Genomic DNA, 14,640 nt, shown 5'->3' with positions numbered 1-14,640 from the left:
GTGGAAATCACCAAAAGGTCGGCGTCGACCTGAGAGGCCAGAAGGCTCGACGCGAAGTCCTTGTCGATCACGGCGTCCTTCCCTTCGAGAGCTCCGTCCTTTCCGCGAACGACGGGAATACCTCCGCCTCCGACGGCGATCAGACAACAACCTTGCTTGACCAGAGACTGGATGACCTCCAGCTCGACAATCTCCTGAGGTTTGGGCGAGGCCACCACGCGGCGATATCCTCGGCCGGCGTCGCTCATCAACACCCAACTGGGGTTTTCTTTTTTGAGGGCTTCCAGTTGTTCTTCTTTATAAAACGAACCGATGGGCTTGCTGGGTTTTTCAAAAGCGGGATCGCCTTCGTCCACCACAACCTGGGTCACGACCGTGACGGCTGTTTTGGCCATTCCACGCTTTCTGAACTCATTATCCAACGCCTGCTGGATCTGGTAACCCAGGGCCCCTTGCGTGTCGGCGCCACAACTGACCAGGGGTACCCGGTGCATACCCGCGACTTGGTTGGCAATCTCCGATCTGCGCAAAATGAACCCCACTTGGGGCCCGTTGCCGTGAGTGACCACCACGTCGTAGCCTTTTTCCACCACGTCGGCGATGTGACTGGCCGTTATGACAACAGCGTCGTATTGATCCTCTACCGTATGCCTTGATTCGTCGACGATGAGGGAATTTCCGCCCACCGCGATCACCGCTATTTTGCTCATCTCTAGGCTCTCCACTATTTCTTGGCTTCTGTGAGTTTTTCCGTAAGCTTTTCCGTGTAGGTCACGGGGAGCGCGGCGTAAACGGCGGCACACTCGACCAGGTCTTTTTTCCAGGTGATCTCATTGGGGGCGTGAGCCTGTGCTTCTTTACCGGGTCCGTAACCGATACAAGGAATGCCGTAACGCCCCATGATTGAAACGCCGTTGGTCGAGAAGGTCCATTTATCCACCACAGGCTCCCGTTCCAGAGCTTTTTTGAAAGCGTCGACCAAAGTACGAGTGACCAGGTGCTCGTTTTCGATGACCCAGGTGGGAAAGTAACACTCCGTGGGGTAGACCAGGTCAGTGTACGAGGGACGTTCATAGGTGTACATGGACACCTCAGCCTGGGCGGCTTTGACTGAGGGCAGGTTGCGGATTTGGTTCAGGGCATATTCCCCATCTTCGCCGAAGGTCAAACGGCGGTCGATGGAAATCCAACAACTGTCGGCCACGGCGCAGCGGGACGGGGACGTGAAAAAGATCTCAGATACCGCGAGACTGCCCTTGCCCAAGAAAGGGTCGTCCTTGAGGTTTTCGTGAAGCGCCCGAAGCTCCAAAAGAATAGGGGCCATTTTATAGATGGCGTTATCGCCGCGCTCAGGAGCGGACCCGTGGCAACTGACGCCCTTGGTCTTGACCCGGATCTCCATACGACCCCGTTGGCCTCGGTGGATTCTGCCGTCTGTGGGCTCCGTGCTGACGACGAACTCAGGGCGCAGCTTATCCTGGTCGTAAATGTACTGCCAGCACAGCCCGTCACAATCCTCTTCCTGGACGGACCCCACCACCACCAGGGAGTAGTCTCCAGTCAGGTCCAGATCTTTGATAATCTTCCCTCCATAGATCATAGAAGCCATGCCGCCCTCTTGATCGCTGGCGCCGCGCCCACCGATGGTCTCGCCATCCTCCATGCCCAGGTAGGGGTCAAATTTCCAGTTGTCCTTGTTGCCGATTCCGACGGTGTCGATGTGGGCGTCCATCGCAATCACGTGTTTGCCATTGCCAATGGTCCCCAGGATGTTCCCCATAGGGTCGATCTCTACCTTGTCGAAGCCCACCTTCTCCATTTCTTCTTTGATCCGCAGTACGACGCCTTTTTCGTTGCAGCTCTCGCTGGGAATGGCGATCATATCGCGCAGAAAGCGGGTTATATCAGGTTCATAACGCTTGGCCAACTCTTGAATTTTCTTGAAGTCCATTGCCGAATTTCTCCTTTACGTCTACTCTTTTTATTTACGTGGGCACTTGCCTACCCCATCTTTAGGCCTTTTATTGAATTTAGATAAGGTATTGAATTTAGATAAGGTGCCGAAGCTCTGATTCCATTGAACATCACGGCCATCTCCACGGCATCACGCAACGAACACTCCTCTACATGGCCTCTCGGCGTCAAGCTCCGGACGGCGAACCCGTTGTCCAGTTCTACGGAAAGCGATTCGTTTTCGTAAAGGTAGCCTCCCCGCTCGATCGTGAGGCGGCTTTCTCTGCCTCCCTCCCGGCGCCGGAGAACGTTGCCGTCGATTTGAAACACATTGTCGTCCTGTGCCGCGAAATCGGGTCCGTTGAGCACCAGCCTCGGTTTATCCCGATAAGGATGCCCTTCGTGGACGCAGAACGTGGCGCAGTTGCCGCACTCGTTGCAAAAGTCGTCGATGTGGAGAACCTGACGCGATTGAGAAATTTCCACCTGTTCCGTCCCCACGATCACCGCGGTTCCGTCCTCGGAACAAATTCTCGGTACATCCACCTTGATCGGCGTCACCTTGTAGGAGACGTTGGCTCGGTTGGGGCAGACCTCCACGCATTTGTCGCAGAACGTGGCGCATTGCAGGCACCGGCGAGCCTCGGCCTGGGCATCTTCGGGTGAAAGGGTCCGCTCCACCAGATCGAAGCCCTTGCGCTCCGAGAGAGGCAAATGTGATTCCTTGTGCTGGAAACTTTTATGGGTACGTGAAGCCTTGACCTCCAAGATCTCTCTCTCAGTCAAAGGCGGTAATTTTTCGTTCGCGGTTTCACTCGAATTCAAAATCCCCAACTGACAACAGATGGCCTTGGCGGCCCTCGCGCCGTCCGCGCAGCCCTGAATGACGATAGCCGGGGTTCGGGTAGCATCACCGCCCGCGAAAACACCGCAAACCGACGTCATGCCGGCGGAGTCAGAATATTTGGAGCGAATCTCCACCGCGCCGTTCTTTTTGGTGATCACCCGGCTTCCATGAAAAAGCTCCTTCTCAGATCCCTGCCCTACCGCGATCACGATGGAGTCACCCTTGACGACAAACTTCTCCTCCGTGGGTATCGGCGCGCGCCGGCCAGAGGCGTCGGGGTCTCCCAAGCGACACTTTCTGCACTCTAGCCCCGTCACCTTGCCGTTCTCGACGACGACTCCACAGGGATCCGCCAGCTCCACCAGCTCGTTGCCCTCCTCGAAGACCAAATCCCGCTCCTCTTGGATGGCCGGCATCTCGGTCCGAGTACGGCGATAGACGACGGTTACCGGGTTGCCCGTCAGGCGCGAAGCCGTGCGTGCCACGTCCATCGCGGTGTTGCCGCCGCCGATGACGATCGTTTTTTTACCCAGATCCAGCTCTTTCCCCAGCGCCACGGACTTGAGCAATTTCATGGAGGTGAAGACCGACGCGGAAGCCTCCAGGGCGTCCCCGCCAGGAACGGAGATCGGAAGGGAGAAACGCGCGTCCTCAGGAAAACCACAGGCCACGTAGACGGCGTCGAAACCCTTTTCTAGGAGGTTTTCAGGGGGCTCGGTGATTTTGTGATTCAGCTCGATCTTGACCCCCAGATCCATGATGCGCCGGACGTCCGCGTCCATAACTTCTTTCGGCAGACGAAACTCCGGAGCAAGGGCCATCATGCCGCCCGCTCTCGGCATTTCCTCGAAGATCGTGACATCCACACCCGCCAAGGCCAGATACGCGCCCGCGGCCAGCCCTGAAGGTCCCGCTCCGATGACGGCCACCTTCTGCTCGGTCTCCTTCGTGTCCCGTTTCGCGTCCGGGGTTTTGCTTGGGCTCTGCTCTCGCTCCGCGGCGAACCGCTTGAGAGCGCGAATGGCCACGGGACTATCGTAGTTATTACGGGTACAGGTACTTTGACAAAGGTGAGTGCAGACATGTCCTGTCACCCCAGGTAGCGGATTCTTGCGGAGGATGACGGCCAAAGCACCGTCGAAATCCCCTTGGGCGATCCGCCAGGCGTAGGCTGGCACGTCCTGACACACCGCGCAGCTTCCCATACAGGGAGCCGTCACGCAGTCGAAAAGCCTTAACTCGGAAGTGACTTTGGGCACGCCCTCAAAAGCGCTCTTTTTATAACGAGGGTTGGAAAGGGCGTCTTTTGCCGTGTTTTTAAGGGTTTCTAGGCGATCACTCGCGAATTCTTTCAGAGTTGTCGCCCCCGCCTTCTCCATCGCGCCCTCCAGTGCCTCGATGCAGGGACGGAACTTCGCGTACCCCCCTGGCTTTAGAAGATCGGAGGCCATCGTGACCGGCATGGCGCCGCAGGCGAATAGGGCGGGCACGTTCAATTCATCGGCTCCGGCTGAGTAGGATACGGGTAAATTTCCTCCGAAGCGCTCGGAGACGCGTTCAAAAAGCTGCATGCTGATCGGAAAGAGAGAGCGGCCTGACATATACATTTCCTCGCCCGGCATGACCCCGCGATAATTGACCATCGCAAAAGTGTTGGTCAGTTTGACGCCAAAGAAAAGCCCCAGCTCTTTTGCTCGGTTCTTGAGAGTGGAAACGATTTCCAGAGCCCGGGGATATTGGAGGTCGTGGTCGAAGGTATCGTCGTGAATATCAATGTCTTTATAGCCCAGATCCTCGTGTAGAATCTTCATAGCTTCTTTTTTGCCCAGAAGCGTCGGGTTGAGCTTCAGGATCAGATGAAGGCCCTTCTCCTCCAGGAAATAGAGCCCGATTTTCTGTATTTCATCTGGAGGGCAACCGTGCATGGTGGATAGAGTCACGCTGTTCACCAACTGGGAGGGCACCTCGATATCCGCGTACTGTGGAAAATCCCTATCAAGGATCGCTTTATACCTGGCAATGGGCTCCTCCGCTTTTGTCAGCGTGTCCATGAATCGTTGCATACGAGGACTCTTGATTCCCTCCAGGTTGTACCCCGCGCTCATGTTGAAGACGGTCCCGAAAGGAAGTTTTTCCCAACCCAGCATCCGCTGCAACACGTGGAGCAACACCCAGGCTTTGACGTATTCTTGTACGGACTGCTCCAACTTCAGTTCCTGGGACCATTCGGCGTTGTACCCCTCGTCCGCCATATCGATGCATGGACGGCCTAGCTCCAGCTCGTCCATGACCTGAACGGTTTTTAACTCTATAAAGCGCGCTCCGCCCAACCAGCTCGCTACGATATTTTGGGTCAACTGACTATTTGGTCCCGCCGCTGGACCAAAAGGAGTCAAGAGCCGGTGACCGAAAATCTCGGTGGAATAAGGCGCGTTTTTCTTTGGAACATAAAAAAGCGATTTGTGGATGCCGAAAATCGAATCCGTCGATTGATACTCTCCCGCAACCCAACGAAGCAGGTCTTCGAACAACTGCGGTCTCATGATATGCGACATGACTGAAACCCCCCTCTTTGCGAGGACACGCCCCCGGTCCTCGTGTTTAATTCAAGCCTCGCTTTTAAACGGCCTCCCAGGTTTTTAAGGCCACTTCCCGCGCTTTGGCGAAGATGGCTTTTTCGTCCAACTCCGCCAAGTGGCGATCCCGCATCAAGACCTTTCCCGACGCTACCGTAGTGAGCACGCTGCGGCCCGTAGTGCCGAACAGTAGATGTCCGTTGATATTTTCGGCGGAAAGCGGAGTTGGCGGAATGTAGTCGGAAACCACCACGTCCCCCGCGCACCCGCTGGCCAATTTCCCTACAGGCGTCTTGAAGTAACGGGCGCAGATCTTCGCGTTATTTTCGAAAAGCATCGTCGGAATTTCACCCCAGGCCACATTGGGATGTCTGTTGTGGTGTTTTTGGAGCGCGTTGGCCATTTTGTAGGACTGCAACATGTCGCTGACGTACCCGTCCGTGCCGAGCCCCGTCAAAATCCCCATGTCGCAAATCTTTAGAAGAGGTGTACAGCCCACGGCGTTGCCCATGTTGGACTCTGGGTTATGCACGACGGCTGTGCCTGTCCGCTTAATGGTCTCCAGCTCTTCGTTGTCCAGATGAACGCAGTGAATGAAAAGAGATTTATCCCCCGTGATGCCGAATTCATGGAAGCGCTGGACGATACGCTTGCCGTATTTCGCTAAAGAGTCCTCCTCGTCGGCGGGTCCCTCCGCCACGTGGACGTGATATCCCACGTTTCGGTCCCCTATAGCCTCGCGGCATTGCGCCAGGGTTTCACCGCTCAATGTCACAGAGGCGTGAAGACCGAACATGCCGGCAATACGGTCGTCTCCGTTCCGCGCCGCGTTGTTGGCGTGGTCGATAAAGTCGATATTTTCCTTGATGCCCTGCCGCATGACCTCCTTGCCATCGCGGTCAGAGACCTCGTAGCACAACGAGGCACGAAGCCCCGCCAGGCGCGTGGCTTTCCCGATTTCAAACAAACTTCCTGCCACGTGCAGAGGCGAGGCGTGGTGATCAATGATGGTGGTACATCCGTTTTTGATACAGTCTACCAAAGCGGTCAAGGTGCTATAGTAGACGCCCTCCAAGGTCAACGCCTTGTCCAGTCTCCACCACAGCCGCTCCAAAACCTCCGTGAAATTCTGCGCCGGCGGGTACTTACTTGGCATTCCCCGAGAAAACGTGCTGTAAAAATGCATATGCGCGTTGATGAAACCAGGCATAACGAGATTGCCTTCGGCGTCAACGAAGGAAGCGCCGGAATATTTGCGCTTCATCACCTCTGTATCGCCCACTTCCTTGATGACGTCCCCCTCGATGACCACGCAGCCGTTAGCAAAAAACGGATTATTTTCGTCCCGCGTAATCACCGGTCCGTTTCCCACAAGTAGCATTGCGACCCCTCCTTTTGAATTAACTAAAAGGCCTTGAATTAACTAAAAGGCCTGAAGGTAGAATAGTCAAAGACGGCTATTTCAGGCGCTTGAAATTCTCAAATATCTTTCAAGTAACGGTAGACCGTCTGCTCCGAGACCTCTAGTTTTTTGGCAACCTCTGTGATCGCGCCTTTCAATAAAAAGACGCCCTTCCATTGGAGGGATTCGACGATGCCGCGCTTTTCATCCGCAGTCATCCGCGCCGGCTCCACTCCGCTTTCAGCAATAGTGCGGGCCACCATAGAGGGCATGTAATCCTCAGAAAGATTGAAGTGCATGGACTTTCCGGTTTGTTTTTCCACTGGGACGAGGGCCTCCATGTGGATGAAGCGATTGATGATGTCGCGAGCCTCCTCCAGAACCGAGAAATCCATGTTTAATGCCAACATCCCTATGGGACGCCCTTCTTCGTCGTAGATAAAAAAAGAGGACAGTCGCAGTATTTTCCCGTTTTCCTCAAGAGAACCGTAATAGCTGGCCAAGTAACTTTTTTTATTATGGGCGTGTTCTTGAATGATTTCCAAGGCGAAATCGGACAGAGAATCCCCAACTTGTCTACCAGTGACGTGATTGTTGCGAATCGCCACAATAGAATGTTCTATATCTAGAAGATCATGGAGAACTACCTCACAGGTGCTTCCCAGGGCATCCGCCAGAAAGTCCACCCATGGTACCCATGCTTTCAGATCTTGTTTGTGATTCATGAACTATCTCCTTCTTCATAAAACCGCGATTTCTGGATTTCTCAAGTTAGGATCGTCCAAGATCATTATATTGCGATTTTGTTGTTTTTTTAAAATGTTGATAAAAAATTCTTAGGTGTGTAGAATTTACTCTCGATTGCTTTTTATGTCAAGGGGTGAAATTGGCATAAGAAAAGCAATTTGTAGGAAAAGCAATTTAGTCAAAATGGTGTTCTTTTATCCCAATGTTTTTAGAACAAAATCAACTGCAAAGGTCAATTTTTGATGGCCTTTTAACGTTAAAAAAATAAAAAGGGACGTTCCCGATTTCGGAAATACGTCCCTCTTCGTTCTCTTCCTCTTCTCCGATTTCGTTTTCTTCATTTTCCTCTTCTCTGGTCACCGTTATGATGCTCGTTTGCCAGTATTCGTGCTCAAGTAGTTCATTGTCGTTGGTTGTCCAAGCGTGGAACGTCAAATTGTACTGTCTCTCTTGTGGAAATAGAAACGAAAACTCACCGGTTGCCCCGTTTTCCAAAATGCGGGCATAAATGTAATAGGCACAGACTCAACAATGGGAGACAACGGCGTTATCGACGCGCTGACGTTCTCTTTTGCGTTTTCTTCCATTTTGTCGAGGTTATCCACAAATAAAACACCATATACGTTGCCTATCGCTATTCCAGAGATCGTTGTTGGGGAGTATTCGGGATCGTCGGGAGTTTTGGATTTGCCAGTTCTCACCCCGATGGGATCAAAACGATAGCCCGCAAGGATTTTGTCCCTATCCCAGTTATAGGCCACTGAAAATACCTCATAACTTGGCCGAATGCTGTCACGCTGCAACCGGTGGGATAGTTGTGGGATAGTTATTGGGGGTATAATAGTTATACAATGGGTTGATATTGCCATTCTTCGTCATAGGTGTTTCCTTGGCTCCACGTGCTTTATAGCAGCGGAGCAACTCTTATGCCAGAAAGGTCGCTCAGACCGGTCGATCGTACCGCGAGGCTAGACGAAAACACGTTTGTACGCGTGAGCTTGCTCCATTTTGTCTGACTGCCGCTATTCGTCGCAAAAGAAAATTGAGTTCCTCAAAACGTTGGTAGAGTATTCCTGGTATTCCTGGCGTTTTTGACGCGTTCTACCAGACTTTTTATTGCGATTACTATTATATTATAGCTTTCTCATCGCTTTATCGTCAGTTTCGCAATGATTGAAGATATGGCAGGGGTGAAATCGAAAAGCGAAATTCGCTAATGCCGCTTCGAGGACACCCCCGCCTATGGCCAGGGATTTGTCAGAAATCGAAAAACAATTTTCGCGAGCCGCGCGCGGGTCTACGTCCCCAATTTTCATTCCGACGGCGACTCGCACCGACGGGTGAATAAGCCCACGCACAACCCCAGAGATTTTTACTTCGATAGGCATTCCATCGACGTCGCCTATGATCTGTCCACTTTCCACCCGATCTCCGATTGAGACCGCAAAACGAGCTATTCCCGCCGCAGGAGAGCGTACTACCCTGTTCGCGGTCTCGCCCCCGATTTCCCCTGGTACACCCGTATCAGGGGCAGCCTCTCCGTTGGTGATGACTCGTCCCAAATTGTGTCCGCGCAAAGTTTCCACCACGGCATGAACGTCCCTAGGAGCGCAAAACCCCGGACCGATGGCGATGACGCGAGGCGCCATGTCTTTTCGCGTACCGTAATTTCTTTTGGCCATGATGGCGTCTACCAACACATCCGGTCTCAGCTCCGCGATCGATGTTCCAAGGGGGTCCACCAGAACTCCCACGTCCCCGTCGTCGGGCGTCTGGTCCACGGAAGCGACTCGTCTTGTCCGCATCTCGCCGATCACATGCAACCCCTCATAGATGGCTTGGGCCACGGAAACCGGAAGCCGTATCGCCATAGGGCGAGGCACCTCCAAGACCAGGACTGTGAAACCTACCCTCCACAATCTGTAAATAACCCCTGTGGCAAGGTCTCCCCCACCACGGACAATCGCCAACGGCATAACGCTCTCTCCTCAAGAAAGTATTCCAGGCAAAGTGAAATGGAAAACAAGATAGTTAAGAAATTATTATCATGTTGAAACATTATAAACAGTCGAAAGGATGCTGTCAAAATATAGACATGCTTTGGTTTTCTCCTGGATTAGAGGTCAGCGTATAGTATTTTAATTAAATATTAATTTCTTCGTATATATACTTATATATACTTAATAAAGTATATATATACTATACTATAGCTAGTATGGCAAGGTTATACACAGTGTTCTAAGTAGCGGAGGTAAGTGGAGGTAATGTGTTACTTATTACGACAAACTTTTATCTGCACATTTGCAAAATTTATCACAACCCACGCTCACCGCCCAGGTTGCATTTACTTTTTCAATAGACGTTTCGCTTTCGGACGCGTTTAGACGGGCGATTGCGAAAACGCGATAAAAGCAAAGCATGATATAATCTCCGTGATAAATTTTACCCTGTGGACAAAAGGCTGAAAAGAGGGAGACTATGATGAGCGGGACCTTCATTAAAGATGATGAGGAACGTGCCGCGCTAAGGGAAACCCAGGTTTTGGCGGAAAAACGCGCGGTTTTGTTGGGAATATTGTTCAAAAATCGTAAGAAAAAATCGTAAGAAAATATAGCATAAAACTCGTAAACGAGAACGCATAAGGACTGATCCGAAACTGATAGGGCCGCCTCTCGCCAAAAAACGGGAGATGCTCGCCAGAATAGCCCGAAAAATCGACGAACTGCAAGGACAGATGTCCTCGCCAAGTTAAACGTTGCTCAGGTGCACGTGTTTCAGTTTACTCTTGGCGATGGACTCAAAGGTTTTCATGAGTCCCACGTCCGTGGGAGGGGCAGTGTATCGGTGCGCGGGAAAATAACGCGAAATGTGGAGCGGCAGTTCCCTGGAAAGCCCAACGATCCAGTCCGTCATGCGAATGAAGTCCTCTCTAGAGTCGCTGATACCCGGAACCACTAAATTCGTCAGTTCGACGTGTACGCCCTTCTGGGTCAGTCGCGCGATATTCGCCTTCACCGTGTCCAAGGAGCCTCCCAGGGCCGAGTAGACAACGGGATTGAAAGTTTTAACGTCCACGTTGGTAGCGTCGATCCAGGGCGTCAGGTCGTCTAGAGCCTCCGTTGAAAACATTCCGTTAGTGACCAGAGCGATGGCTATATCCTCGCTTTTTAAGAGCGGGGCGGCTTCGAGAATGTACTCAGCTTGTAGCGTGGGTTCATTGTAGGTGAAGGCCACGGCGGTTAAACCTTCTTTTTTGATGCTATTCACCAGTTCCCCCGGAGCTATGCTGACGAGGGGGACGGATTTTGCCCGCGCCAGTTGAGCGATGCCGTGATTCTGGCAAAAGGGGCAGCGCATGTTACAGCCCAGGCTGCCCAAAGAGAAGATAAAGCTCCCTGGCCGCCAGTGATAAAGGGGTTTTTTCTCGATGGGGTCTATGGCGCAGGAGCTAAAACACCCCAGCCATGGAGACGAAAAAGAAAAAATACCTTCGTCCCACCTTCTGGCCCCGCAATATCCCATTTTTCCCGCCGAGATTAGACATCGACGAAAGCAAAGTCCGCATCGCGCGCCTTCACCTTCTTTGTGCCACCAACGTGTTTTGATCATCACGGACACCTCTCTTCTATTTATAGTTTGTTTCACTTCTTCTATTATAGTTTGTTTCACTATAGCATTTCCACAGCCTGTATGGCGTTGACAAGGCGAGAGATAGGCCATTAGAATAAAAAAACAGGAAGGGACAATCGCATGAAGACCACAGATGAAATTCAGGAACTGCTAGATCATACCGTCACTCTATACCGGTCGTGGCACAACGATGGCAAGCCAGCGTCATACATTCCGGAGCTCGCAAGGGTTGACAGCGCGCTTTTCTCCCTGTCCATCACTACAATGGACGGTGTTACGACGTCGTCTGGGGACCGGAATGCCCATTTTTCGCTGCAATCCATCTCGAAGGTCCTTTCCCTCGCTCTCGTCCTGGAAAAATTCGGAGAGGCTTGCGTATTCTCGAAGGTCGGGATGGCGCCCTGCTCCGAGACATTCAACTCCATCATGAAATTGGAGATGGCCTCGCCTACGCCTCTCAACCCTTTCATCAATTCGGGGGCCATCGTTTTAGTCGCGATGCTTGGGGATGAGTTCGGGCAGAGTACATCGAATATCTTGATGGATATCGCAATCATGAAAGAAGTCTAACATGAATTTAGATACACAACAATAAACAAAAACGAACACCGTTCGTTGGCGGCGTTGGAATTCTCATCCGACGGCTGAAGCCCTTGGCTTTCTCATCGTTTTATCGTAAAATTGCTTAAATCTTGGAAGGCGTTTCTTTGAGGCATGAGCTTGTGCTTTTCAAGACAACGTACAAAAAACGCGTTGGGAGGAAAAGAGTATGATTGGCATTGCGATCATTGGCTCCGGCGCGATTGCGGCTGTTCACGCGGACGCTTTTCTCAGTTTCGCGGATCGGTGCCAGGTAAGGGTTGTCTGTGACCTTTATCCAGACAAAGCTCGATCTTTGATCGAGAAAAAAGGTCTTTCCGCGGTCGCGTGCGATAACCTGGATGAGGTTCTGTCTCGGGACGATGTCGACGCTGTGTCGGTGTGTTTGCCGCCGGACGCGCACGCGTCTACGGTCATACGCGCTTTGAACGCCGGCCGTCACGCGCTCGTCGAAAAGCCCATGGCTACGAGCCTATGGGAGTGCGACGAAATGATCCGCGCTGCGGAGAACAGCGGGAAAATTCTCTCGCCGATTTTTCAGAATCGCTTTAAAACGCCCAACCACAAGGTGAAGACGATGCTCGAACGCGGAGTCGGCGGTTCTGTCCGGTATGCCTCGGTGGATTCCCTGTGGTGGCGGGGAGGAAATTATTACGATATCTGGTGGCGGGGGACCTGGGAAAAGGAATGTGGCGGCTGTTTCACCAGTCACGCCGTTCATCAGATTGACCTATTGCTTTGGATGCTCGGCAAACCCCAAAAAGTCACGGCGGTGATTGCCAACATGGGGCATAACAACTCCGAATGTGAAGACGTAGGCGTTGCCATACTGGAGTATCCGAACAAGCTGGTTCAGTTGTCCGCGTCGCTGCTCACCCACGACGAGCACCAGGAGATGGTGTTTCAAACGGAGAAGGGAAGGCTTTCCATTCCATGGAAGCCCGCCGCGTCGAAGGCGCTGACGAACGGCTTTCCTGAGGAGGACAGCATAGCCCGTGATGAACTGCAAAAATACTACGAGAATCTCCTCCCGCTGTCCCTTGAAGGACACCCTGCCCAGATCGATAATTTTCTTTTCGCCATCGAGAAGAATGTATTACCGGGAATAACCGCCCAGGAGGGGAGGAATGTGGTGGAATTGGTTATGGCCATTTACAAGTCGTCTGTGACCCACGGGACGGTGGAGTTACCTGTCGCGCCCGACGATCCCTTCTATCATCGCGAAACGATGACAAGCGCCATGCCGCGTTTCTACACCAAAACCCGTTCGGTGGAAAATTTCGAGACCTCCGAAATTACGCTGGGCAGCGACCTGGGAAAATGACGAATGACTTTTATATAACAACGTAAATTGTCAGAACTAAATGATGAGCAACGTGATACGCTTTTGTAAAACTCTGGTATAATTTTGCTAGAAAAGTAAGGTGCATAGAATCTAGAAAGTTGCCGTTTTTGTGCGCCTTGAAATTTGAAATTTTACCCCTACGGTATTCGTGATCGAGATAATGTCTTGAGCCAACACTCGATTTCCATGAGACCCAACGTCCTTGCCGGAGATGATGGCCTTCACGGTTGACTGAACCAAGGTGAGGCGAGTCTCGACATTGTGGGAACGGGTCAAGACTTTCAAGACACGGTATCTGTGGGGGTTTTGTAGGGAGGAAGTACACATACTAAAAGAAGTAAGGCTTGCTGTAGACACTTATCATCTAAAGAATAGCAAATCTATTTGCTTGTGAGTATAGCGTAGTTGATGTTTTATCCCTATGTGTCTTGTATAATTTTCCTTCTTTTTCTAGATATTGTAACAAAAACTCTGTAATTCCTTTATAATCGTCAATACGCAAGATATTCTTATGCGGACTTTCGTGCGGACTTTCGTCAAGATCGGCGCAAACGGCAATAGTCGTATCCGGGTCACAAACTGGTGTGGTGGACACAGTGGAACGAAGAATTTCCAATTTTGGATACAGTGTGTTCTTTCCGCCTTCCAGCAAAAACAAATCGACTTCAGGAAAATATTGAAATAAATTCTTGAAAGTAATGTCCAGTTGCTTAGCAATGACCATGTATCGATGTTTCGAGTATACCGCTACACCGTGAGCTCCAGCTTGTCTCATACGAAAACTGTCTGTTCCTGGGACATCTGGGACAAAATCATGAGCATCGTGCTTAATGACCGCAACCCTCAAACCTTCATTTTTGAGTAAGGGAATAATGTTTTCCAAAAGCGTCGTCTTGCCGGAATTTTTGATACCGCTCACCGCGATCACCGGCGGTCCTTCTATCTTTCGACGCATATCCGCGTATTGTTCTGGTGTATTCACATTTTGAATCATTTCATCAGCATAGGCTGAATGTCGCAACGACACATATTTTACATTCAGCTTCTCGATAACGTGCATCATACGATAATCCTTGCTGACGATCTGTTTTTCCAGCAGACCGCATATACTGCTGGAATAAATTCCGCACAACGGCTGAATGCGTCCCTCTCTGGTCACTGCGACGACAGCGTCATATTCGTTGGCAATGTACGTAGAGAGGTACTCGGCTAAACCACGAGAAAATAGAGGAATATCACAACTCACCGCCAATAGCCATCGAGAAACACAATGGCGCAATGCTGAGTAGAGTCCAGCAATCGGGCCGCAATTTGGGAAGAGGTCCTCTACTTGACTCAGATGGCTTTGACGCAGATGGCTGGCAAAGCGTCCCGCGGTGTCGACCGAAAGCAATAATTCATCAAAGTCCCCCAATTCTCTGGAAATACGTTCTAGGAAAGTGGCTTCTCCAAGCGGCAGCGTTGCTTTGTCCCTACCCATTCTGCGGCTCATTCCGCCTGCTATAATCACGGCTCCAATATGTTTCATACTTGTCTTCTT

The 14,640-nt window shown here is 51.5% G+C and carries 11 protein-coding genes and 1 other RNA gene; 3 read left to right on the top strand and 9 right to left on the bottom strand.

Annotated features, from left to right (window positions below):
- The 8 genes from LBJ36_10925 to LBJ36_10890 form a co-directional block, all read right to left on the bottom strand.
- Window positions 1-710: carbamate kinase (locus LBJ36_10925; protein ID MDR1379547.1), on the bottom strand; the 710-nt coding region annotated here is incomplete at its 3' end.
- Window positions 711-724: 14 nt separating this feature from the next.
- On the bottom strand, window positions 725-1,951 hold the full coding sequence (locus tag LBJ36_10920) for a YgeY family selenium metabolism-linked hydrolase (protein ID MDR1379546.1): 1,227 nt from the start codon (window positions 1,949-1,951) through the stop codon (window positions 725-727).
- A gap of 50 nt (window positions 1,952-2,001) precedes the next feature.
- The gene (ygfK, locus tag LBJ36_10915) at window positions 2,002-5,355 is read right to left on the bottom strand and encodes a putative selenate reductase subunit YgfK (protein ID MDR1379545.1); all 3,354 of its coding nucleotides are present in this window, start codon (window positions 5,353-5,355) and stop codon (window positions 2,002-2,004) included.
- 64 nt (window positions 5,356-5,419) lie between these two features.
- A complete protein-coding gene (gene ssnA / locus LBJ36_10910; protein ID MDR1379544.1) occupies window positions 5,420-6,757 on the bottom strand; it encodes a putative aminohydrolase SsnA in 1,338 nt (445 codons plus the stop codon).
- A gap of 98 nt (window positions 6,758-6,855) precedes the next feature.
- Complete coding sequence (locus LBJ36_10905) at window positions 6,856-7,503, bottom strand: PAS domain-containing protein (protein MDR1379543.1); 648 nt, start codon at window positions 7,501-7,503, stop codon at window positions 6,856-6,858.
- A gap of 719 nt (window positions 7,504-8,222) precedes the next feature.
- Window positions 8,223-8,321 (bottom strand): C10 family peptidase, encoded by a 99-nt coding sequence (locus LBJ36_10900; GenBank protein MDR1379542.1) that lies wholly within the window; start codon window positions 8,319-8,321, stop codon window positions 8,223-8,225.
- Between the two features lie 337 nt (window positions 8,322-8,658).
- Window positions 8,659-9,501, bottom strand: coding sequence for an EF2563 family selenium-dependent molybdenum hydroxylase system protein (locus LBJ36_10895; protein MDR1379541.1), 843 nt, complete (start codon window positions 9,499-9,501; stop codon window positions 8,659-8,661).
- Window positions 9,502-10,273: 772 nt separating this feature from the next.
- Window positions 10,274-11,134, bottom strand: coding sequence for a radical SAM protein (locus tag LBJ36_10890; protein MDR1379540.1), 861 nt, complete (start codon window positions 11,132-11,134; stop codon window positions 10,274-10,276).
- 141 nt (window positions 11,135-11,275) lie between these two features.
- Between LBJ36_10890 and LBJ36_10885 the strand changes: the two genes are divergently transcribed.
- The 3 genes from LBJ36_10885 (at window position 11,276) to ssrS (ending at window position 13,408) form a co-directional block, all read left to right on the top strand.
- Entirely contained in the window at window positions 11,276-11,725 is a 450-nt protein-coding gene (locus LBJ36_10885; protein MDR1379539.1) for a glutaminase, read from the top strand.
- A 199-nt stretch (window positions 11,726-11,924) separates the two neighbouring features.
- Entirely contained in the window at window positions 11,925-13,079 is a 1,155-nt protein-coding gene (locus tag LBJ36_10880; GenBank protein ID MDR1379538.1) for a Gfo/Idh/MocA family oxidoreductase, read from the top strand.
- Window positions 13,080-13,231: 152 nt separating this feature from the next.
- A non-coding RNA gene (ssrS, locus tag LBJ36_10875) (6S RNA) lies at window positions 13,232-13,408 on the top strand.
- A 56-nt stretch (window positions 13,409-13,464) separates the two neighbouring features.
- Here ssrS and mobB read toward each other — a convergent pair.
- Window positions 13,465-14,628, bottom strand: a complete 1,164-nt coding sequence (gene mobB / locus LBJ36_10870; protein ID MDR1379537.1) for a molybdopterin-guanine dinucleotide biosynthesis protein B — start codon at window positions 14,626-14,628, stop codon at window positions 13,465-13,467.
- Window positions 14,629-14,640 lie beyond the last annotated feature (12 nt).

The sequence above is a fragment of the Synergistaceae bacterium genome, from assembly GCA_031267575.1.
GTDB lineage: Bacteria > Synergistota > Synergistia > Synergistales > Aminobacteriaceae > JAIRYN01.
Note: the sequence above shows the minus strand (reverse complement) of the source record. Positions and strands in the feature narration are given on the sequence as shown.